Origin of the sequence: Archaeoglobus sp. UBA230 (assembly GCA_002507545.1) — an archaeon.
Classification (GTDB): Archaea; Halobacteriota; Archaeoglobi; order Archaeoglobales; family Archaeoglobaceae; genus Archaeoglobus.
Genome location: DAVR01000026.1, coordinates 118895 through 138548 on the forward strand (window position 1 = coordinate 118895; position 19654 = coordinate 138548).

26 protein-coding genes are annotated in these 19654 nt (G+C 45.9%); 14 read left to right on the top strand and 12 right to left on the bottom strand.

Annotation, left to right across the window (positions count from 1 at the left end):
- Nucleotides 1-87 precede the first annotated feature (87 nt).
- The 4 genes from BP688_RS07635 to BP688_RS07650 are packed head-to-tail and all read left to right on the top strand — an operon-like array spanning nt 88 to nt 2225.
- Nucleotides 88-546, top strand: coding sequence for a DUF1858 domain-containing protein (locus tag BP688_RS07635; protein WP_290623660.1), 459 nt, complete (start codon nt 88-90; stop codon nt 544-546).
- 46 nt (nt 547-592) lie between these two features.
- Nucleotides 593-871, top strand: coding sequence for a helix-turn-helix domain-containing protein (locus BP688_RS07640; protein ID WP_290596217.1), 279 nt, complete (start codon nt 593-595; stop codon nt 869-871).
- A 6-nt stretch (nt 872-877) separates the two neighbouring features.
- Nucleotides 878-2035: an FprA family A-type flavoprotein gene (locus tag BP688_RS07645; protein ID WP_290596216.1), complete on the top strand. Its 1158-nt coding sequence runs from the start codon at nt 878-880 to the stop codon at nt 2033-2035.
- 4 nt (nt 2036-2039) lie between these two features.
- Complete coding sequence (locus BP688_RS07650; protein ID WP_290596215.1) at nt 2040-2225, top strand: ferredoxin; 186 nt, start codon at nt 2040-2042, stop codon at nt 2223-2225.
- Nucleotides 2226-2345: 120 nt separating this feature from the next.
- On the opposite strand, the gene BP688_RS07655 is transcribed toward BP688_RS07650, so the two are convergent.
- From BP688_RS07655 to BP688_RS07680, 6 genes are all read right to left on the bottom strand, one after another.
- Entirely contained in the window at nt 2346-3158 is an 813-nt protein-coding gene (locus tag BP688_RS07655; protein WP_290596355.1) for an FTR1 family iron permease, read from the bottom strand.
- Between the two features lie 132 nt (nt 3159-3290).
- Entirely contained in the window at nt 3291-3524 is a 234-nt protein-coding gene (locus BP688_RS07660) for a sulfurtransferase TusA family protein (protein WP_290596214.1), read from the bottom strand.
- Between the two features lies 1 nt (nt 3525).
- Nucleotides 3526-4812, bottom strand: a complete 1287-nt coding sequence (locus BP688_RS07665; protein WP_290623662.1) for a nitrite/sulfite reductase — start codon at nt 4810-4812, stop codon at nt 3526-3528.
- A 68-nt stretch (nt 4813-4880) separates the two neighbouring features.
- A complete protein-coding gene (locus tag BP688_RS07670; RefSeq protein ID WP_290623664.1) occupies nt 4881-6074 on the bottom strand; it encodes a molybdopterin molybdotransferase MoeA in 1194 nt (397 codons plus the stop codon).
- A gap of 44 nt (nt 6075-6118) precedes the next feature.
- The gene (locus BP688_RS07675) at nt 6119-6412 is read right to left on the bottom strand and encodes an ATP-binding protein (protein ID WP_290596211.1); all 294 of its coding nucleotides are present in this window, start codon (nt 6410-6412) and stop codon (nt 6119-6121) included.
- Nucleotides 6413-6414: 2 nt separating this feature from the next.
- Nucleotides 6415-6840, bottom strand: a complete 426-nt coding sequence (locus BP688_RS07680) for a hypothetical protein (protein ID WP_290596210.1) — start codon at nt 6838-6840, stop codon at nt 6415-6417.
- Between the two features lie 111 nt (nt 6841-6951).
- Here BP688_RS07680 and BP688_RS07685 point away from each other — a divergent pair, with 111 nt between their 5' ends.
- The 6 genes from BP688_RS07685 to BP688_RS07710 are packed head-to-tail and all read left to right on the top strand — an operon-like array spanning nt 6952 to nt 9741.
- Complete coding sequence (locus BP688_RS07685) at nt 6952-7185, top strand: sulfurtransferase TusA family protein (protein WP_290596209.1); 234 nt, start codon at nt 6952-6954, stop codon at nt 7183-7185.
- Nucleotides 7186-7545, top strand: a complete 360-nt coding sequence (locus BP688_RS07690; RefSeq protein WP_290596208.1) for a DsrE/DsrF/DrsH-like family protein — start codon at nt 7186-7188, stop codon at nt 7543-7545.
- Between the two features lie 20 nt (nt 7546-7565).
- Entirely contained in the window at nt 7566-8726 is a 1161-nt protein-coding gene (locus tag BP688_RS07695; protein WP_290596207.1) for a cysteine desulfurase family protein, read from the top strand.
- A 6-nt stretch (nt 8727-8732) separates the two neighbouring features.
- Nucleotides 8733-9194, top strand: coding sequence for a Fe-S cluster assembly scaffold protein NifU (nifU, locus tag BP688_RS07700; RefSeq protein WP_290596206.1), 462 nt, complete (start codon nt 8733-8735; stop codon nt 9192-9194).
- Nucleotides 9195-9215: 21 nt separating this feature from the next.
- Complete coding sequence (locus BP688_RS07705) at nt 9216-9551, top strand: transcriptional regulator (RefSeq protein ID WP_290596205.1); 336 nt, start codon at nt 9216-9218, stop codon at nt 9549-9551.
- A complete protein-coding gene (locus tag BP688_RS07710) occupies nt 9541-9741 on the top strand; it encodes a hypothetical protein (RefSeq protein WP_290596204.1) in 201 nt (66 codons plus the stop codon). Before BP688_RS07705 ends, BP688_RS07710 begins: the two co-directional genes overlap by 11 nt.
- A gap of 123 nt (nt 9742-9864) precedes the next feature.
- Here BP688_RS07710 and BP688_RS07715 read toward each other — a convergent pair whose 3' ends face one another.
- Nucleotides 9865-10410, bottom strand: coding sequence for a TRASH domain-containing protein (locus BP688_RS07715; protein WP_290596203.1), 546 nt, complete (start codon nt 10408-10410; stop codon nt 9865-9867).
- Nucleotides 10411-10464: 54 nt separating this feature from the next.
- Between BP688_RS07715 and BP688_RS07720 the strand changes: the two genes are divergently transcribed.
- The 3 genes from BP688_RS07720 (at nt 10465) to cbiX (ending at nt 14085) form a co-directional block, all read left to right on the top strand.
- Nucleotides 10465-13107, top strand: coding sequence for a heavy metal translocating P-type ATPase (locus BP688_RS07720; protein WP_290624577.1), 2643 nt, complete (start codon nt 10465-10467; stop codon nt 13105-13107).
- A 133-nt stretch (nt 13108-13240) separates the two neighbouring features.
- Nucleotides 13241-13387, top strand: coding sequence for a hypothetical protein (locus BP688_RS07725; RefSeq protein WP_290624579.1), 147 nt, complete (start codon nt 13241-13243; stop codon nt 13385-13387).
- Between the two features lie 314 nt (nt 13388-13701).
- The gene (cbiX, locus tag BP688_RS07730) at nt 13702-14085 is read left to right on the top strand and encodes a sirohydrochlorin cobaltochelatase (protein ID WP_290596200.1); all 384 of its coding nucleotides are present in this window, start codon (nt 13702-13704) and stop codon (nt 14083-14085) included.
- A 118-nt stretch (nt 14086-14203) separates the two neighbouring features.
- Here the strand turns inward: cbiX and BP688_RS07735 are convergent, their stop codons facing one another.
- From BP688_RS07735 to BP688_RS07755, 5 genes are all read right to left on the bottom strand, one after another.
- Nucleotides 14204-14521: a DF family (seleno)protein gene (locus BP688_RS07735; protein WP_290596199.1), complete on the bottom strand. Its 318-nt coding sequence runs from the start codon at nt 14519-14521 to the stop codon at nt 14204-14206.
- A complete protein-coding gene (locus tag BP688_RS07740) occupies nt 14508-14747 on the bottom strand; it encodes a hypothetical protein (protein ID WP_290623666.1) in 240 nt (79 codons plus the stop codon). Before BP688_RS07740 ends, BP688_RS07735 begins: the two co-directional genes overlap by 14 nt.
- Nucleotides 14748-14771: 24 nt before the next feature.
- Entirely contained in the window at nt 14772-15317 is a 546-nt protein-coding gene (cdhB, locus tag BP688_RS07745; RefSeq protein WP_290596197.1) for a CO dehydrogenase/acetyl-CoA synthase complex subunit epsilon, read from the bottom strand.
- Between the two features lie 6 nt (nt 15318-15323).
- Complete coding sequence (gene cdhA, locus BP688_RS07750) at nt 15324-17720, bottom strand: CO dehydrogenase/acetyl-CoA synthase complex subunit alpha (protein WP_290596196.1); 2397 nt, start codon at nt 17718-17720, stop codon at nt 15324-15326.
- An 85-nt stretch (nt 17721-17805) separates the two neighbouring features.
- Nucleotides 17806-19332 carry a multiheme c-type cytochrome gene (locus BP688_RS07755; RefSeq protein WP_290596195.1) on the bottom strand — a complete coding sequence of 509 codons (1527 nt, stop codon included), beginning with the start codon at nt 19330-19332 and terminating at the stop codon, nt 17806-17808.
- A 73-nt stretch (nt 19333-19405) separates the two neighbouring features.
- Here BP688_RS07755 and BP688_RS07760 point away from each other — a divergent pair, with 73 nt between their 5' ends.
- On the top strand, nt 19406-19654 hold the full coding sequence (locus tag BP688_RS07760) for a glutaredoxin family protein (protein ID WP_290596194.1): 249 nt from the start codon (nt 19406-19408) through the stop codon (nt 19652-19654).

Genomic DNA, 19654 nt, shown 5'->3' on the forward strand with positions numbered 1-19654 from the left:
TTATTTTATCTTTTCCCCGTAAGATTTCGATTTAACTCCCGTAAAATTTCGCGGAAAATAATTTATTGTTTAGTGTTGAGTAACGTTATGGCAGGAATAGCGGATTTGAGAGATGTATCCTTACCAGAGGCTCTGAGCAGGATGGTTGAAACGCTGGAAGAAATCAGTATTGGGGAGAAGGTTGAGTTTATCCTCGACAAGAATGCTAATATTGGAGCTATTGTTGAGCACATTTCCGATTATGCTGAGTGCGATGCAGAGCAGAAGGAAAAGTTCACCCTCCTTAGAGTGGTAAAGAAGGCCGATTTTGAAATAGGGGAAGAAGAGATTACAATAGACGAGAACACCAACGTCGGAAGGTTGATCGAGAAGTATCCCGATGCTATAGAGATTCTTGCCTCCTACGGCTTCACACCCCTCAAAAACCCGGTTCTCAGAAAAACCCTCGCCAAAACGATTACTCTTGAAAGGGCAAGGAAGTTGAAGGGCTTGAGTGATGCAGAATTTCAGGAAATGCTTGAGAAGCTGAGGGCTCTGCAGAAATGAGAGTCTCGAACAAGTGTAATTGGGTTAGATGAGGAGAGTGAGTAGTATGTCACTTGAAGAGTGGATTAAGGCTGAAAGCCTTGAAAAGGCTGAAGAGTATCACAAAAGATACAACTATGCCATAACCAATTCGATCAGGAGGAAAATACTCAGGATGATTCAGGAAGGTAAGAGCGAGGAGGAGATAATGCAGAGCTTATCCATAACCAAAAAGCAGCTGGATTATCACCTAAAAATCCTCGAATATGGATTTTGCATAAAGAGGGAGGGTGACAGGTGGATTGTTACCGAAGCAGGAAATATTGTAGACAAAATTAGGGGGTGAGGGAGCATGGAGATTGTTAAGAACGTATACTGGGTTGGTGTTAAGGACTGGAACAGAAGAATTTTTGATTCGTTGATACCTCTACCCCAGGGCACAAGCTATAACAGCTATCTGATAGTCAACAAGAAGACAGCACTTATAGATACAGTTAACCCCGGATTTGAAGAGAAACTGAGAGAAAACATCGAAAAAATTCTGGATGTGTCAGAGATAGATTACCTCGTCATGAACCATGCCGAGCCTGATCACGCTGGAGCAATTCCCTATATACTGGAGCTGAGCGATGCTGTGCTATTAACCACGGAAAAGGGAGCTGAGGTAGCCAAATCGTATTATGGAGTTCCTAAGGATAGAACAAAGGTTGTAGGAGATGGAGAGGTTATCAGCCTCGGCAGTAAAACCCTGAAGTTCATACACGCACCATGGCTTCACTGGCCAGAGACGATGTTCACATACCTCGTAGAGGACAGGATACTTTTCCCATGCGATTTCCTTGGCTGTCACACAGCTTACGGCTTCTACGACGATGAGGTGCCGGAGATCATCTACTACGCCCAGCGCTACTTCGGGGAGATAATGATGCCATTCAGAAACATGGGTAAGAAGGCGATGAAGAAGTTAAAGGAACTCGAAATAGACATCATAGCCCCCAGCCACGGTCCAATATACAGAAACCCGGAGAGAATCCTCTCTGCCTACGAGAAGTGGACTGTCGGAGAGACGAGGAGAAAGGTCATCGTTGTTTACGCGAGCATGTGGGGAGCTACGGAGAAAATGGTCAACCTGATCGCTGACATTCTTCTCTCAGAAGGTGTTGAGGTTGCAGTCCACAACCTCGCCTTCGCCGACATAGGAGAGATAGCAAAAGACCTCGTGGATTCGCGGGGAATAGTGCTGGGCACACCTACCGTTCTGGGAGGTATGCACCCCATCGCGTTGTTTGCTGTAAGCCTCGTTAAAGCACTGAGACCACCACTTCGCTACGGAGTCGCGGTTAGCTCATTTGGTTGGAGCGGTGGAGCGATGAAGCAAATCAGCGAGATGCTTTCACCTATGAAAATTGAGATTCTCGGTGCGGTGGAAGTTAAGGGCTATCCCTCTGAAGAGGACTTGGAGAAGCTTAGAAGAATAGCAAAGGAGCTTGCTGAGAAAGTAAAGGGGTAGTTGAATGAGGGTAAAAGTTGACCGATATCTGTGTGTGGGATGCGGAACGTGTGAGGAAATATGTCCTGAAGTTTTCAAGCTCGGCGATGACGGAGTAAGTAAGGTTATAGGAAGTTGCGATGATGTAGATTGCTGTGAAGAAGCTGCAGATAACTGTCCGGCTGGTGCGATAAGTATTGAAGAAGATTGACTGGGCTCAAATGTTCTGTGGTCACTATTTTTTAACCTACACTGTCGGGGAGGGTTCTAACTTCCGCCCGGTTCCTCAGCATTTTGTCAAACGTTGCCATAGTAATATTTAAGTCTAAGTCTATCTACTATAGCCATAACCCTTCCATACCAACGGCAGCGTTACAGCAAGGTAACCAAGCTGCACAAAAACTCTCAACCACTCCATCTTCACAGCATAGCCGAACATAACAGCCAGAATCCCGCCAACGATATTCTCGTTATGGAGGATGCTGCTCTCATCAAGTCCGAAATCGTATGCTGGTTCAAAGAGCCAGGTTTCCACACCTAACTCCTCCTCGGCAACCTCTATCAGCTCGTGGGTGCCATATCCTGCAAGCCCAGAGGATATGAATACCAGAAGCATGCTCGTTAAATAGAAGAACATCCTCATGCTCAGCCTGTACTCCATCCTGAGTATGGTGAAACTGAGTAAAAAGGCAACAAAAACTCCTGCCAATGATCCTATCACTGTCCCGAAGGTATCGTGGATTGCGAAGGGTGTCAGGAACAGGACAGCTTCAACCACTTCTCTGATAACAAACACATAGGCTATCAGGGCTACACCTCTCGCAATCCTCTTCCCCACCCTTGTCTCTATCTCCCTCCTCACATCTCTGCCAGCCATCCAGAGTATCATATATGTCAGAACGCCAACCGCGAGATAAGATGCAAAACCCTCAAAAAGCTCCCTTTGCCCTCCCTCCAGGCCTCCATAAACCCTGACAATAGCAAGAGCTATGCCTGCACCGGATAAAAGCGCTGCAATTGCACCATAATAGGCAAATTTGATCTCTCCCACCCTTCCAGTCCTTCTCAGATATGCTACTAGTATCGCTACAAGCAATACAGCTTCGAACCCTTCTCTCAATGAAATTACGAACTGTCCCAGCATGCTTAACACCGTTATATTTAGGCTATCCTAAATTTATAAATTTTTCGGTAAGTCTAAATTTTTACAAGTTTCAGAGCGAAAATGCCCCTCTTAAAATCTGAAAAGGAGATTGAAAATGCCAAGTTACCGATTTCACCTCCAGATTCTGATTCTCCAGACGCCCCCTTCACTCCCCTTTTCCACCTTCCATCCCTCCTTTGCTGCTATCTTCTCAATGTCCTTAACTGACGGAGGGTTATTGGTCAAAACCTCCAATTTATACACCCTCTGCATTGCGAGCTTCGTCATAATAACAGGATAAGGACAGACCATGTCTCTGCAATCAAGTTCGTAAAAATCTCCCTTCCTGACAAGACTTAGCTCCATTTCAATCACCTAAAAGTCTTTTGACATACTCAACCATCTCCTCGACGCTTAAGTTCTCTGCTTCCTTCCAGCCGTGGATGAAGACATCATAAAGCTGCTTTCCACCCTTTACCCTCCCACAAAGACCTATCTCAGCCAATGGATGACATCCACAAGCGTTGCTGCATCCGCTGACAGCAACAAACCCTCCATTTTCGGGCAATAGTCTTAAAACATCCTTTGCATGGAGAATTGTTTTGCCACAGAAGTTTGAAGCGCATGCAACATACATTCTCGGTTTGCTCAGGTCAAATTTCTCGCTCAGATGCTCCTTCAAAGCTTCGACATCGTCAACATCGGTAAACAAAACATTCTGCCAGGGTGTGAGCCTTATCCCGCCGAATTCATCAGCAACATCTGCAAGGAATCGCAGCTTGGAGGAGTCGAGAAGTCCGGCAAAGACCGGAAGGGTGTAGTAGAACTTTCCATCGTCCTGTAAACCCTCTAAATGTTCCGATGGAGCATTCAGGCTGAAATTATTCGCCCTTTCAAACTTAACCCCCATTCTTTGCTCGATTTCCTCCCTTATCCTCTTGCAACCCACCTTCTCAACAAAATTCTTGAACCTCGCCTCCCCTTTTCTCTCAGCATCGAACTCTCTGTAGAGATCAACTACAGCCTTTGCGAACTCAAAAGCCTCATCTTCGTAAACCAGAATTCCCAAATTCTTCGCCTTCCTCACCCCAGGCTTTGAGGCTCCTATTCCACCTCCAACCAAAGGAACGAAACCATCACCATTCCAGCAGAGTGTTAAGTCATGATTTTCTTCCCTTATACAATTATTCTCGCAGGTGGAAATGCCGATTTTGAACTTATGAGGGAGTCTGACGTAGTCCGGGTTGCCTGAGAAAAATTCCGTAATCTCCTTAACGAGCCAGTATGCATCATAACCCTTTTTCCCCGACAAAGGGCAGCAGACTGTGTTTCTAACATCTCCATGACAGACTTCAGAGAAAGCCTGACCGCATAAGTCTGTGGTGAAACCGAGCTTCTCCATCTCAAGGAATATTTCCAGAGCATCTTCAGCCTCAATCCAGTGTAACTGGATATCCTGCCTCGTGGTTATCTCGGCATAACCCCTACCATATTTGTCCGATAACTCTGCTATCCCTCTGAGTTGTTCTGTCGTCAGACTCCCTCCAGGTATTTTGACCCTGAGGAAATGGTCTGACCCGTTGCCATTGTCTCTACCCAAGGAAAACCTCCAGATGAACCTATCCAGCTTTGGCAGTTCAATATCTATTGCCATACTGGAATTAACATTGTTAAGTTAATAAATTTTTTGGATTAAGCCATTATTTTAAAATCATGGTCAAATCAGTCGTATAGGTTTACCTCAACCTCCTCTCCAGCCTTCAAATCCCTGTCAGTCACGACGAATCCGTCCGAAACTGCACTTCTCGCCATAGCCGAAACAAGGCTGACCTCATACTTCTCATCCGGTATTATAGATACGTGCGAGTGTCTAAAGCCTGCTGGCACAGCAAAACCATCCTTAAGCTTGATGAAGAGGAAGTAGCTAAAGCCCTTCGTGGGCAAAAAAACGTCTCCGGCAATCCTTGCCCTAATCTTCGGGAAGGGTCTGTCTCCCACGAAGAACCTTCTGAGGGAAAGCATTGCCGTAAAGCAACCGGCAGGCTTTCCGGGTAGGGCGAAAACAAGCTTATCGTCAACCACAGCAACAACCATCGGCTTTCCCGGTCTCTGCCTGACCCTGTAAAGTAGCATCTCTCCCATCTCTGTAAGAGCCTTCACGACGTAGTCCTTCTTACCTACACTGACTCCACCACTCGTCAGAACAACATCGTAATCCATCACTCCTCTCCTAATCATCTCCTTCACTCCGCTCTCACTGTCTCCAGCGGTGCCGAGAAAGTGAACTTCACAACCCCACTTTCTGAGAAAAGCAGCAATCATCGCCGAGTTTGAATCTGCAATAATCCCCTTCCTTATCTCATCTCCGTTGGAGAAGATTGCAGCCCTCAATCTCCTGTAAACCTTAACTCTCTCCACCCCAGCGCTGATCATTGCAGCGATTTCCTGCGGACCTATTTTCGAGTTCTTTGGTAGGAGTAGGTCGCCTCTTCTAATTTCACTACCCTTTTTAAGCACGTATTTCCCCCTGTCCACCCTGTCGGTTATTCTCATCAAGCCATCCTCTACCTCGGTTATTTCGACTTTAACAACCGTGTCGGCATTCTTCGGCATCTTTGCTCCGGTAGTGATGTAATAACACTCCCCCTCCCTTACATCTCTGTCCGTTACCTCTCCGGCGTAAATCTCCCCCACAATTCTGTAGCCTCTCATTCCTTCCTCAAGCCTAAGGGCATAGCCGTCCATCGTGGCGATGTCAAAGGGCGGTAGGTCCCTCTCCGCAAAAACGTCCTCTGCAAGCTCTCTGTCGAGGGAGTCCTCAACTCTAACCTCTTCCGTCTCCCGCCTGAAGTAGTACTTCTCCCTCAGCTCATCCATCAGCTTCCATGTTTCGTCTATAGTTGTCAGTTCTCGCATGAAAAATCAAGAAACTAAAAAAATATAACAGTTTGGTGGTTACCTTACTTCAAGGCTTCTGGTTTGAAGTGCTTTGCCAGCTTTTCGATGAAGTCCTCGAAACTTATCTTCGATAGCAATCCCCAGTCAAAGGGTTCAGCCTCTCTCAGCTCAATATAGAGGGCATTTGAGGGGCAAACTGCGATGCACGAGCCGAAACCATCGCAAAGCTTCTCATCTTTTAACCTTGCTTTATCATCCTTTAGTTCCAAAGCTGCAGTTGGACACGAATTGACGCATCTTCCACAGCCCGTGCAGAAGTCCTCGTCAATTGCTATGACCATCCTTCTCGTCTTCATACTCAGTGTCCTCTGTGTGCTTTCCTTTCAGCCTCCATCATGCTCTCGTCTATCTTGCCTGAGTATGGTTGAACATTTCCACTGACTCTGACGATGAACCCTTCCGTATCAAGTCCCCTGTTGAACTCTTCCTTCGCTTTTTCAACCATGAGATGGAGAGCATGACAGCATGGAACTTCCATCGTGTATATCTCCAGTTTACGAGCATCTGTTTCAGATACGAGCATCTTTATCCTCTCGAACATCCTCTTCGGGTCTTCGAGCATCGGACAGCCGATGATTACCGTTTCATCTTCGAACTTATCCCTAATCTCTTGATTAATGAGGACAGCACAATCAGCAGCAATGACTATCCTCTCTTTCTTCAGGAAGGGAGCCTTTGGATGCACGAGCATTATCTTAACCGGCCATTGTTTGACTTCCTGCATGTTTATCTTTTTATTTCTACGCCGACTTTTACCTTTCCCCTAAAATCTTCGTTTTTTTAACGATTTCAAAAATGGGCAACCGTTAAATACTCTCTTAACAACGTTAAAAATATGAAGAGTGTTGATTGTATAGGTCTTTACTGCCCTGAACCTGTATTCAGGGCAAGGAAAGCAATTGAGGAGGCTAAGGTAGGGGAGATTATAGAGGTTCTCGCTGATGATCCTGCAGCAGAGTCAGATATACCAGTTCTTGTCAAAAAACTTGGTCAAGAACTTGTTGAATTTGAGAAAGGAGAAGATGGGGTTATGAGGTTTGTGATTAAAATCGTGAGAGAGGTGAGCTGAATGGCAAAGATTATTTACGTTCAGACGAGCGGCGTTGATACGCCCGAAAGGCTGTATGCACCCTTCATACTCGCTATGACAGCAAAGGCAATGGGAGACGAAGCAGTCATATACTTCGTCATAAAGGGTGTAACTGTGGTCAAGAAAGGGAATGCAGAGAAAGTGAAAATCAAGAACTTTCCTTCTCTTAAGGAGATAATGGATCAGGCAATGCAGAACGGGGTTGAGATGATGGCCTGCGACAGAAGTTCCGAACTTCTCGGGATAGATAAAGGCGATATAGTTGACGGGGTTAAAGTAGTCGGTGCTGCTACGCTGAATCAGCTTGTGCTTGAAGCCGATGCAGCCCTGTTCTTCTGACGTTAAAGGGGTGATGAAAAATGCCCTACTTCGACTACGCCTCTGGAAGTCCGGTGGATGAAAGGGTAATCGAGGCAATGCTGCCTTACATGAAGCAACACTATGGAAATCCTTCTTCAGTCCACTCCTATGGCTTTGAGGCAAGAAAGGCGGTGGAAGAGGCGAGAGAAAAGGTATTGTCGCTGGTCAACGGTAAAAATGGAGACATTATTTTCACTTCTGGTGCGACCGAGGCGAATAACCTCGCCGTTATAGGTTATGCTTTGAGGAACGCACGAAGAGGGAAGCACGTAATGGTTTCAGCAGTAGAGCACATGTCTGTGATAAATCCGGCGAAGTTCCTGCAGAAACAGGGTTTTGAGGTCGAGTTCATCCCAGTCAACAAGTATGGAGAAGTTGATATTGGTTTCATCGAAGAAAGGTTGAGGGATGACACAATTTTGGTTTCAGTGCAGCACGCGAACAACGAAATCGGGACGATTCAGCCCATAGTGGAGATTTCGAAAGTTATGGAGAACGCAGATGCAGCCCTTCACGTTGATGCAACGGCATCTCTTGGCAAGATAGAAGTTGATACGGAAAGTTTGAAGGTAGATATGATGACTCTCTCCTCAAACGACATCCACGGTCCAAGGGGGGTTGGTGGTCTTTTTGTGAAAGAGGGTGTGAGGTTGCAACCCATAATACTTGGCGGCGGGCAGGAGAGAGGTTTGAGGAGTGGGACCGAGAACGTGGCTGCGATAGTTGGCTTTGGAGTTGCTGCTGAAATAGCAAAAAAGGAGTGGAAGGGAGATGCCGAGAAAATGGAGAGGCTGAGGGACAGGATTATTGAGAATGTGCTCAAAATCGAGGAATCATACCTAAACGGCCATCCAAAGAAGAGGCTGCCGAATAACGTCAACGTTAGGTTTAGCTACATAGAAGGAGAATCCATAATTCTCAGCCTTGATATGGAGGGTATTCAAGCTTCAACAGGCTCAGCGTGCAGTTCCAAAACCTTACAGCCCAGTCACGTGCTTATTGCATGCGGTCTTAAACATGAGGAGGCTCATGGGTCACTCCTCCTTACCCTCGGAAAGTACAATACTGATGAGGATGTTGATAAACTACTTAACGTCTTGCCGGGTGTGGTAGAGAGATTGAGGATGATGTCTCCACTCTACAAAGCAAAAAGGGGGTGATCGGATATGTATAGCGATAAAGTGTTTGAGCATTTCAGAAATCCCAGAAATGTTGGTGAAATCAAAGATGCTGACGGTGTTGGCACTGTTGGCAATCCTGTTTGCGGAGACCTCATGACCATCTACATCAAGGTTGAGAATGACAGGATTAAAGATATAAAGTTCCAGACTTTCGGTTGTGCTGCAGCGATAGCAACGAGTAGCATGGCAACAGAGCTTGCAAAAGGAAAAACGCTGAAAGAAGCTTTAGAGATAACCAGAGACGTCGTTGCAGAGGCTCTCGGCGGTCTCCCAAAACAGAAGATGCACTGCTCGAACCTCGCTGCAGATGCACTGAGAAGAGCAATCGTTGATTACCTAAGAAAAAATGGAAAGTTTGATAAGATAAAAGAACTGGGATTGGAAAAGGAACTGGAGAAAATGGAAAAGGGTGAAACGGATGATCATGGGGAGTACTGTGAGGCTTAACCGAACATGCTGGGGTGAAAAATGAAACCGCACTGTCTGATCATGGTAAAATACATTCTCCCAGCCTTGAGAGCAAAAGTGGCAGAAGAACTTATAGAGAGGGGGTACAGAGTGAAGGATGCAGCAGAGATGCTCGGTTTAACCCAAGCTGCGGTTTCTCAGTATATCAGGAGTAAGAGAGGGCAAAAGGGAAAGGAAATCATAGAAAAATCGAAAAAGGCTTGTGAGATAATTGATGAACTTGTTAACGCAATAATTGCAAGAAGAGCCACAATGGAAGACGAAGTAGATTATCTCTGCAAGATTTGCGAAGTTTTGAGAGAAGAGGGGATCGTGGAGGATAAATATGCCGTTTGAACTTGACAAGAGCGCTGCAAAAATGAGATGTAATGTCTGTGGTAGGATTGCGAAAGACCCGATAGTTGTCAAAACCTGCTGCGTTGATCATCCCGTTACCTTCTGCAGTAGGAGCTGCTACCAAAAGTGGAAGGCTGGATGGATGAGGAGGCAGGAGCAGATAGCTGACAGAAGAAGGAGACTTCTTTAAAATTTCATAAAAACTATGCCTTTGGCTGCTTTCGGGATGCTCTTTAAAGAGGTTGAAATGAAGAATCAAGAAAGTGAGGGAGCAAAGGTTGATATCCGCTTAAAGGGTCGAAACTGAAATTGCTCAACCCATGCTCGCCTCTTTGAACTCCCTCAGACATGTTCTGCAGCAGAGAACATAGAATTTATTGCGGTATCTGTAAACTATGGGCTCATCGGTCATCTCCTTGCCGCAGTAATCGCACCTGAAGGTTATCTTCAGTCTGAACGGTCTCTCCCTCACCTTTCTCTCGATTACGGGCATGACTTCGATAACTTCAAACTTCCCCCTGTCCATCATTTCGGAGAGTTCGCTTAAATCCTTCAGTGTAACCCTGATAAGGTATTTTTTACTTGTGATTTTGTTGATCTCCACGATTTCCTCGATTTCCCACATTTTTTCGGGTTCCTCAGAGTAAACAAGCAAATATACCGAAGTTCCAAAATCCTCTACAGAACTGGCGAGTTTGACTGTATACTTTTCGATAATACCTTCCTTTTCGAGTCTGCTGATTCTTGATTTGACTGTCTGCCTGCTCAGCCTAAGCTCCCTTGCAATTTCCGAAAAACTCGCTCTTGAGTCCTCTTTCAGGATATTTATCAGCTTCAGGTCAATTTCATCAATTTTCATTACTCACTATTGTTTTGACGACCTATAAAATATTTTCGTGTTGAATTTAACAATATGGTAAAGATTAACCTTATCTTATTTGACAGCAATATCAGTATGATGGAAGAGCTAACGTTGAAGATAAAGGGAATGACGTGTGCAATGTGTGTTAAGTCAATTGAGACTGCCGTAAGAAGTCTCGAAGGTGTTGATGAGATCAAAGTAAACCTCGCAACCGAGTCTGCCTTTTTAAAGTATGATCCATCGAAGGTCACTCTGGATGAAATCAAGAAGTTGATAGAGGAGATGGGGTATGAGGTTGAGGATAACATTGAGAAAGTTATCACCGTCAAAATTGGTGGAATGACCTGTGCTGCGTGCGTTAGAGCTGTTGAAAAGGCAATTGGGGAGATTGAGGGTGTGAGAGATGTTAAGGTTAACCTCTCAACGGAGAAGGCGAGGATAGTCTATAATCCATCCCTCGTCAGCTTGGAGGAGATAAAGGGAGCTGTAGAGAGCATTGGATACACCTTTGTGGTGGAGAGTGCTGAAGAGAAAGAAGAGCATATTGGTGGGATGAAGAGGAAGCTTTACTTTGCAGCCTCAGCCGGTTCCTTTTTGTTTCTCAGCAGCTATTTAGGACTTGCAATTCCACACACTCTCCAGCTTATTATTGCTCTGTCTGTGATGCTTTACTCCGGAAGGGAGATGTTTCTGGCAGCCTTACGGGCTTTGAGTCACAGAACGCTCAATATGGATGTGATGTACTCGATGGGTGTTGGTTCCGCCTTTTTTGCAAGTGTCCTTGCAACTCTTAAGATTCTTCCGGAGGATTACACCTTCTACGAGACCTCCGTTCTGCTTCTCGCATTCCTTTTGCTCGGCAGAACACTCGAAGCATCGGCTAAGAAAAGGACAGGTGAGGCTATAAGGAAGCTAATCGGACTCCAGGCTAATACCGCCACAGTCGTGCGAGATGGCGAAGAGGTGGAGATTCCAGTTGATGAAGTTAGGGTTGGAGATGTTGTCATCGTAAAGCCCGGCGAGAGGATACCGGTGGATGGAGTAGTTGTTGATGGTGAAAGCTATGTTGATGAGTCAATGTTCACAGGAGAGCCTCTGCCGGTTTTGAAGAGGACTGGAGACGAGGTTTTCGGTGGAGCGGTTAGCAAAAACGGAGTTTTAAAAATAAGGGCAACGAGGATTGGTGCAGAAACGCTTTTGGCGCAGATAATAAGAATGGTTGAAGAAGCGATGGGGAGCAGACCGCCGATTCAGAGATTGGCAGATAGGGTTGTCACTTATTTCATTCCGGCAGTCCTGACAATTGCCATAGCGTCCTTTATTTTCTGGTATTTCATAGCAGGAATGCCGGCTTTGTTTGCATTCACAACTCTCATCGCAGTTTTGGTGGTTGCCTGTCCCTGCGCCTTCGGACTTGCAACTCCCACCGCTTTGGCTGTTGGAATGGGCAAGGGTGCGGAACTCGGTTTGCTTGTAAAGAACGGTGAGGCTTTGGAGACTGCGAGGAAAGTTACCACTGTCATCTTCGATAAGACTGGCACCCTGACGAAGGGAAAGATGGAGGTCACGGATTTGATTCCAGTAAAGGCATCAGAGGCTGAATTGCTCTCAATCGCTGCAACCGCTGAAAAAAGGAGTACGCATCCTTTAGCCGAGGCTATTGTGGAGAGGGCAGTAATGGAAGGTGTTGAAATAGCCGAGCCAGAAAGGTTTGAGGTTCTTGCAGGAAAGGGTGTAATTGCAGAAGTTAACGGCAGCAAAATACTCGTGGGGAACAGAAGACTCTTGGCAGAGAATGGCGTAAGCCTTGACACTCTGGATGAGGTTTTATCCGGGCTTGAGAGAGAAACAAAGACGACGATAGTAGTGGCAAAGGATGGAGAGATGGTAGGTGCTATTGGAGTGGCAGACACTCTGAAAGATTCAGCTAAGGTTGCAATTGGGGAACTCAGAAGGATGGGTAAGAAGGTTGGTATCATTACTGGAGACAACAGGAGGAGTGCAGAGGCAATTGCTGAAAAGCTTGGGGTGGATTTCGTAATCGCTGAAGTTCTACCTCACGAGAAGGCTCAGGAGGTCAAGAGGCTTCAGGAAGGGGGAGAGGTCGTTGCCTTCGTTGGAGATGGAATTAACGATGCCCCCGCACTGGCTCAGGCAGACCTTGGGATTGCGATTGGAAGCGGAACTGATATAGCCATTGAGAGCGGTGACATTGTACTTATCAGAGATGATCTGAGGGATGTCGTTGCAGCGATACAGTTAAGCGAGAAAACGCTGAGCAAAATCAAGCAGAACATCTTCTGGGCAATGATTTACAACGCCCTCCTCATCCCCGCTGCAGCAGGCCTTCTGTATCCTCTGTTCGGCATCGTTTTCAAACCAGAGTTAGCGGGCTTTGCGATGGCGATGAGCAGCGTTAGTGTTGTTACAAACTCGCTGCTCATGAAAAATTACGTTCCTCCCATTTTAAAAAAGGAGGAAGGGGGTGATAGAATGGGTAAGGTCGTGCTTGAACTGTCCGGACTTTCGTGCGGGCATTGTGTGATGAGGGTTAGGAAAGCTCTGGAGGAAGCTGGAGCGAAAGTTGAGGAGATAACACTCTACAGGGCGGTTATTGAAGCCCCAGAAGGTGATGCTGAAAGATTCGTAAAGGCTGTGGAAGCTGTTGGATACGGAGCGAGTGTGAAGAGATGAACTTTAAATTTTTTAATTTCCATTGTTTAATCTCTACCACCATAAAAACTGGTTCAATGATCGAAAGGCTGTCCCACCGGCAAGCTCATAACCCTTGGAGATGCTACCAAAAACCGTTTCCCTGTAAATTCCCATGTGGGGATTCATCCGGAGAACTATGAAGAAGGTTGTCAGCATCTCGGCGATGAGGCAGATTCTGGACAATTCTCAAGAATGCCGGGAGAGATACGTATCTGACGGAGGCGTTGTGGTTTCACTTCCGGGCTTTGTGGAGTCGTGATGTGAAAAGCTTGTGGACAAAGCTGATGATTGCGATGCAGTATGACAGAATAGCCATAACGACTGGCAGGAAGAGATGTGATTTATGGGAGATGGAGTCAGGGAGAGGTTTATAGGAGATGATATGAATATGAATAGTTGAGTCTGGGATACGTGAGGGGCAGATCGCCGAGAAGGTTAAAAAATCGTTAAAGGGGTGGATGTCGTAATCGGGGGCAGAAAGGGCCATTGGGTTGAAGATGACAGATTCTGAAAAGTTCGCCAAGGAGGAGGTTGGTGGTGAAATAGCATCATCATTGAAAGGGAGGTGACGGAATGAGGAGAGGTTTGCTTATCGTCGGCCATGGTAGCCAGCTCAACTATTACAGGCAGGTTATGGAGCTGCACAGGAAGAGGATTGAGGATAGTGGGGCTTTTGATGAAGTCAGGATTGCCTTCGCTGCGAAGAATAGAAGGCCGATGCCAGATGAGGTGGTAAAGGAGATGAACTGCGATGTCGTTTATGTCGTCCCGCTCTTCATCTCCTACGGGCTGCATGTGACTGAAGACCTGCCCGAAATTTTCGGATTTTCGAAGGGAGAGGGTATAAAGGAGGGAGAGTTTGAGGGGAAAAAGGTCGTGATCTGCGAACCGATTGGCGAGGATTATTTCGCTACCTACGCAATCCTCAACTCTGTCTTCAGAATAGGGAGGGATTGAATAGCAACAATTGCGATGTGGAGAAGGATGGCTACCTCGCTTTATAGAGGGCGTTAAAAATACGTGCTTAGTTGGTACATCACAATCAAAAACGCTGAAAAAGGTAGAAACGTATTATCTAATCCTTTCCTAATAACTCCCTAACAGCCTCAATAATCATCTCCTTTGGCGGAACGCCAGAACCATTCTCGTAAATCCTGCAGCCCATCACTGCTCTCTCCCCTCTCCTCCTTTTTTCTATATCCAGACCGTTTATCTGGATTGTAGGAGATCCGAGAAAATTGTATCTCTCTGCATCCTCCAGCGTTTTTACCTCGGTAATCTCTATCTCTCCCTGCACGTTCAGCTCCTTCAGAGTTTCTCTGAGGAGTTTTAAGGCAGGTTCGGCATGAGGACATCCCTCGAAGTATAAAAACCTAACCTTAACCTTGTTCATAAAGCACTCTCTTTAATTTATCCATACTATCCATAATCTTCCTCTCAAGGTTTCTCGCCTCTTCCAGCACATCCATCAGTCCAAACTTTTTAATATCCTCAATCATCTCGGGATGGGACATCAAGAAGTCTTGAAGATAATAAACCATGTTTCTGGTGTCGGCAAAGGCATCATTCAGTAAACCGAGCATAAGCATGGCTTTTGCTCTTTCATCCATCACCGTCATGACTTCACCACATTAAAAAATAAATTAAAGGTTATCGAGAACCTCTTGAAGCATTGAATAATACAACTCCCTGTCCTTCGTTAGATTCGTGAAACTGAACTTGGCGTGTGGCTGATAGAACTCATCAATGGCAATTGTAGTAATCTTTGAGAAGTGCTTCAGCGAAGAAAGCATTCTCGACAGGTAGTAGGGCAGGAATCCAAGGAAAACTACTGTATCGTAGTTCCCGCTGCCATCAAATCCTTTGAACTCCTCATCCTGCAGAAACTGGGTTATCTGATGGAGAGTGTAGGTTTTAGAGACTGGTTTTACCCCTTTCTCGATCAGAGGTTTGCTTGAGCCTGCTGTTGCCGCTATTGGAATTCCCTTCTCTGCAAATTTTACAGCAAACTCCACAAGCTTTTCATCCTTCAACAACTGTCCTCCAGTGATGAGCAGTGGTCTCTTCGCCTTCTTTATAACGTTGGCAACAATCTTTGGCTTCACCGCAGTTGCATCTCTGCTAACCTGCACATCTGCAATATCAAACCGCTTTGCGACCGGAAACTTTTCCTCCTTAGTTACCGCCATTTTCAGTCACCCCTTTGTGTACTTAGCATACACTTCTTCAACCAGCGTCGGGTTGAAACCAGCATCGTATGGCCTTATGGGCCCATCTACAATCTTCTTCTTGTCCCAGTCAATCTTCCAGCCGTGCTGCTCTTCGAGAATCCTCAACAGCTCCTCCCTCTGCTTAAGCGGCAGGTCTGCCTCGCTCCTGACATAAACTGGCCAGTCGTCTGGCAGATCACCATAATACTTCTGATGTAGCTCGATGTAGTGCGTCAGCTTGATCTGCCTGCCTGCTGACGTGTCATTTGGTCTGATACACAGCCTTGCAAGCTGAACGATCGCTTCCTCCTTCGTCTCAACTGCCACAAGCAGAGAGTCTGGGGCAGGCTCGATGTTGATCTTCTGTTTCGTCTTTATGTCGTAAACCCACCACTTGTCCTTCTTCCATGGTTTTCCGATGTATGCTCTTCTGTACTTTGTTCCATGAGGCCCAACAACCACGGGCACACCCAATCTGTTAAAACCCGTTGCGATGGATGCAGCTTTATGGCTGTAGGGTCCCCAACTGAATCCAACTGCTCCAACCCTGTTCAGAACATAGTCGGCTATTTCAGCATAGTTACCTCTAAGTGGCCTCATTGCGAAGATGTTGGCGATTTTAATTGTAGCTCCAGAGATGTGGGCGTTACTCACACAGCTCCCGACATTTACAAGCCCACCGGCATCGAAATCTCCTGGGTATTTCTCATAAAGGGTCTTACCCTCTTCGTCCTTTATCATTCCAATGTCCATCGCGTGGCAGCCGGAAGTTACCACAATATAGCGTCTTTTCAGAAACTCCTCGAGTATTTCCACGATTGACTTCATCTCGTCTGGATAGTTGATACACCCAACTGCAGCTATAACTCCCGGAATCTGCCCGAAGACGATCGGCTGACCAACCTTTCTGATTTCAGTGTCCTGTATTGGCCCCCTTCCGACTCTCGTCTTTCCTGTTTTGTTGTAGAGATTGTCGTAGTTGGCTCTCATGATGACATTTATGATCTTGATATTCTTAGGACAGGCCTGTTCGCATTTTCCACATGCAATGCAAATCTCCTCAAGCTTTGCGAGCTTGCTCAGATCACCCGTCTTTTGAGCATGAACCATTCCCTGATCAACTCTCAGGCTGTGCGGGCAAGCAAAAACGCAGTTCATACACTGCGTACATTTATTTACCTCTTCCATCAACTGCTCGTCATTCTCGAAGAACTTGTATTTCCTCTCTCCACCATGCTTCCTGAACACAGCTTCAGCAACAAGCGGTGCAACCTGCCCCACTTTCTCTGGAACCGGCAGGAATACGCCTGGTAGCTTTCCACTCACAAGAGCATCAACTATCTTTTCCACTGGCCACTCGCTAACGTCAGGCAGGCCTCTCACAGCAGCATCGCTCGTTGCGATAAGTGGGACTCCAGCCTTCTTGCAGGCATCGAGAAGGTCTGCCCTTATGCACTGCTCGTCACTGATTACAACATCCGCGAGTCCGGCTCTTATTACCCTCAACTGGTAATATATCGGTCCGAATATTTTTGCTTTCGCGCTGTATCTTGTCATATCGTGTGCTGTGCAGCAAAGCCCTGCAATCTCAAAGTCATCCAGTCTCCCTTGTTCGTCCAGATAGTCGGTAACCGGTCTCGCATACATTACATTGTGCCCTACGACTACAATCGTTGGCTTGGATACATCAACTATCCCGAACCCCGTGTCAACCAGCGGTGTGTTGGGCTCCGCTTTGGGAAAGTTATAGGCTACTATCTGCGCTATATCCGCAACCTCCATCCCAACATGGTCAGCCATTGAAACATGCAGAGCCTTGCTTTCGTAATCGAAGTAACTTTCCTCATTTCCTATGTGGACGGAGTGCAGAACTTTTACTATCTCTTTCTCAGCCCAGCTGAGGGCTTCCCTTAAATCACCTAAGGTCTTGGGTTTTATTCCCACAACAGTCCTCATCACGGGTGCCTCTACGTTCACGTTTCCTCCAAGGTCTATCGGTAAATCCTCACCGTATTCTTCAATCAGATGATCCACAAGATGTCTGGCATGAGCTGTATGGGCTGATGCTCCTATGCAGCAGGCAATGGTTACAAGCCTTGCCTTGGCAGTTTTCAGATCAATACCACATGCACCTTTTTTGTTCATTGATAAATCGCAGGGACCCATTGTGCAGAGATTGCAGAAATCCTGCATCGGGGCGTAGAATGGCTCATAGCGCTCAAGTAGCTTGTGGTCCCACTTCCTAAGCTCTATAATACCGGGCTTTGGTGTAGGCCCAGCCTCTTCCCATTCCTCTTCTTCCTCCTCGACAATTTTTCCGATATGGATGCTGACATTTCTCAATTCATCCACAACAAAAGCTCCCTTTTTCAGTTCAAACATAATACCACCTACTTATCAAGTATATGGTGAAATTTTAAAATTTATAATCCTTTTGGTGTTTTGGGTTTATTACACAAAATCAAAATTAATCAAGTATCCTCACATCTGAAGACACTAATGTCGTTTTTTCAACTTTACCAATCACGGCTTCAAAACTCTTCGTCTGCTCTGTCGGATGAAGTGATCTCAGGAAAGGGTATGATACTGGCTGATACATCAGTTCCGCAACAACCCTTATTGGTTTTGAGAAATTTCCCTTGACAATATAGGTTACCTCGTCTCGACCACCAACAAAGTTGGTGTCTGTTGCAGCAAGACCTCTTACCAAAGTATCGGGATGCGCTCTGGATTTTTCAAAGCCTTCAGGCAGAATTCTGTTGTCCTTCACGTAGCCGAATGCTTCGAGTAATGTCCTCGTCACTCTACCATCTTTATTCACCATTATTGATTCGTAAATCTGAACATCTCCCTCACTCCCTACAACATCGTGATGGGGTTCGAAAGGCTCATCCTCTCCCTCAATCCTTCCGTCAGAGTAGTACTTTCCGGACTCGAACACTTTGCCGCTTGAATCCTCCACAAAGAGGTGAATGAATGCTCTTCTTGATGGAAATCCGGTGGGGAACTTGTGGCCAGCAAAATTCTCAACAGTAACCTTAATAACGATTTTACCCTTTTCTAACTCTACTGATTCTATTTTAATTCTTGCGGCAGATTTTAGCTGAGTCTCTGATCTCTTGGCTCCAACCTCATCCCCCTGTATTTTTAGTATCTGAACGTTAGCTCCGACAAAGTAATGTGCCTTCATGTCCCTTAAAGGTGCATTTTTTGGCATTGTGGTTACTTTCGCTTTTCCTGCCTTCATGTGACACATCTGGCAGGTTATATTCTGGCTGTAAATGCTATTTAACCACTCAAGGAATGGTGTTTGCTCTGGAAAAGTTCCAATGACCTTCCCGTTCTCAATTGTGGGTGTGTAGAGTGTGTGGCAGATTGCACAGAGTTCTGCTCTCTCAACCACTTCCCCCTTTACGGGACGGTAACCTGAAGCTCCAGCCATCAGCTCTGGCCAACTCGGGTCAAATGGTCCATAAATTTTTCTTTGAGGTTTTTTAGTTGTGAAATCTATGACATAATGTCCGCTGAAGCTGCTCTCTTTCCCTAAATCCCGATTTTCTATCTGATGGCAGATTGTGCAGGAGACACCCTCGATGGCAAAATCATGGAACTCGTAGTCTTCACGCAGTCCCTCACTCACCGTTAGTTTAAAACCCTCCGATGCAGCCTGAGCTGAGGCGAGGGGCATGTGGCATCGGGCACATTCTGCCTCTATCTCGTCTTTAAGTTCTGGAAATTCAGCAGTTTCACTGCTGAGCTTCGCAAGGAAATAGGGGTCAACAGCGGCGTTGGAGTGAATACTCTGCTGCCAGTCTGAGTAGATGGACACATCCCTTCCACTGACATCAATCAGGCGATCATGACATTTAGAGCAGGTGGTTGAAGTTGTGAAAAGCTCCTCTTTGTGAGGATAGATGTTTTTTTCATAATGCTGGACGCAAAGAGTAATAGAAAGGGCGACAAGAACAATTACTAAGGTTTCTTTTTTGTTCATGAGTTTTGTTATCTCAAAACGTAAATTAAACTTTCGAATGGAAACCTTTAAAGTTGTGGGAAGAATTAGTATTATGGCAGAGATTTTGATGTATGGGCTAACAACTTGTCCTCACTGTAAGAGAACCTTGGAGTTTCTTAAGAAATCGGGAGCAGATTTTGAGGTAATATGGGTTGATAAGCTGAAAGGAGAGGAGAGAAAGAAGGTCGTAGAGGAAGTTCACAGAATATCCGGAAGTTATTCAGTGCCCGTTGTTGTCAAAGGGAACAAGTATGTTCTGGGCTACAATGAGGAAAGGCTTAGAGAGCTTTTGAGCAACTAA

What these genes read in the sequence shown, in the direction of transcription:
- BP688_RS07655 (WP_290596355.1), bottom strand. Translation starts at nt 3,158, where the DNA reads ATGCTGGGACAGTTCGTAATTTCATTGAGAGAAGGGTTCGAAGCTGTA.
- BP688_RS07680 (WP_290596210.1), bottom strand. Translation starts at nt 6,840, where the DNA reads ATGCAGGAAGTCAAACAATGGCCGGTTAAGATAATGCTCGTGCATCCA.
- BP688_RS07705 (WP_290596205.1), top strand. Translation starts at nt 9,216, where the DNA reads ATGAAACCGCACTGTCTGATCATGGTAAAATACATTCTCCCAGCCTTG.
- BP688_RS07725 (WP_290624579.1), top strand. Translation starts at nt 13,241, where the DNA reads ATGTGGGGATTCATCCGGAGAACTATGAAGAAGGTTGTCAGCATCTCG.
- BP688_RS07760 (WP_290596194.1), top strand. Translation starts at nt 19,406, where the DNA reads ATGGCAGAGATTTTGATGTATGGGCTAACAACTTGTCCTCACTGTAAG.
- BP688_RS07720 (WP_290624577.1), top strand. Translation starts at nt 10,465, where the DNA reads ATGGTAAAGATTAACCTTATCTTATTTGACAGCAATATCAGTATGATG.
- BP688_RS07715 (WP_290596203.1), bottom strand. Translation starts at nt 10,410, where the DNA reads ATGAAAATTGATGAAATTGACCTGAAGCTGATAAATATCCTGAAAGAG.
- BP688_RS07635 (WP_290623660.1), top strand. Translation starts at nt 88, where the DNA reads ATGGCAGGAATAGCGGATTTGAGAGATGTATCCTTACCAGAGGCTCTG.
- nifU (WP_290596206.1), top strand. Translation starts at nt 8,733, where the DNA reads ATGTATAGCGATAAAGTGTTTGAGCATTTCAGAAATCCCAGAAATGTT.
- BP688_RS07710 (WP_290596204.1), top strand. Translation starts at nt 9,541, where the DNA reads ATGCCGTTTGAACTTGACAAGAGCGCTGCAAAAATGAGATGTAATGTC.
- BP688_RS07640 (WP_290596217.1), top strand. Translation starts at nt 593, where the DNA reads ATGTCACTTGAAGAGTGGATTAAGGCTGAAAGCCTTGAAAAGGCTGAA.
- BP688_RS07685 (WP_290596209.1), top strand. Translation starts at nt 6,952, where the DNA reads ATGAAGAGTGTTGATTGTATAGGTCTTTACTGCCCTGAACCTGTATTC.
- BP688_RS07690 (WP_290596208.1), top strand. Translation starts at nt 7,186, where the DNA reads ATGGCAAAGATTATTTACGTTCAGACGAGCGGCGTTGATACGCCCGAA.
- BP688_RS07695 (WP_290596207.1), top strand. Translation starts at nt 7,566, where the DNA reads ATGCCCTACTTCGACTACGCCTCTGGAAGTCCGGTGGATGAAAGGGTA.
- BP688_RS07740 (WP_290623666.1), bottom strand. Translation starts at nt 14,747, where the DNA reads ATGACGGTGATGGATGAAAGAGCAAAAGCCATGCTTATGCTCGGTTTA.
- BP688_RS07665 (WP_290623662.1), bottom strand. Translation starts at nt 4,812, where the DNA reads ATGGCAATAGATATTGAACTGCCAAAGCTGGATAGGTTCATCTGGAGG.
- BP688_RS07670 (WP_290623664.1), bottom strand. Translation starts at nt 6,074, where the DNA reads ATGCGAGAACTGACAACTATAGACGAAACATGGAAGCTGATGGATGAG.
- BP688_RS07675 (WP_290596211.1), bottom strand. Translation starts at nt 6,412, where the DNA reads ATGAAGACGAGAAGGATGGTCATAGCAATTGACGAGGACTTCTGCACG.
- BP688_RS07735 (WP_290596199.1), bottom strand. Translation starts at nt 14,521, where the DNA reads ATGAACAAGGTTAAGGTTAGGTTTTTATACTTCGAGGGATGTCCTCAT.
- BP688_RS07755 (WP_290596195.1), bottom strand. Translation starts at nt 19,332, where the DNA reads ATGAACAAAAAAGAAACCTTAGTAATTGTTCTTGTCGCCCTTTCTATT.
- cbiX (WP_290596200.1), top strand. Translation starts at nt 13,702, where the DNA reads ATGAGGAGAGGTTTGCTTATCGTCGGCCATGGTAGCCAGCTCAACTAT.
- cdhA (WP_290596196.1), bottom strand. Translation starts at nt 17,720, where the DNA reads ATGTTTGAACTGAAAAAGGGAGCTTTTGTTGTGGATGAATTGAGAAAT.
- BP688_RS07645 (WP_290596216.1), top strand. Translation starts at nt 878, where the DNA reads ATGGAGATTGTTAAGAACGTATACTGGGTTGGTGTTAAGGACTGGAAC.
- BP688_RS07650 (WP_290596215.1), top strand. Translation starts at nt 2,040, where the DNA reads ATGAGGGTAAAAGTTGACCGATATCTGTGTGTGGGATGCGGAACGTGT.
- BP688_RS07660 (WP_290596214.1), bottom strand. Translation starts at nt 3,524, where the DNA reads ATGGAGCTAAGTCTTGTCAGGAAGGGAGATTTTTACGAACTTGATTGC.
- cdhB (WP_290596197.1), bottom strand. Translation starts at nt 15,317, where the DNA reads ATGGCGGTAACTAAGGAGGAAAAGTTTCCGGTCGCAAAGCGGTTTGAT.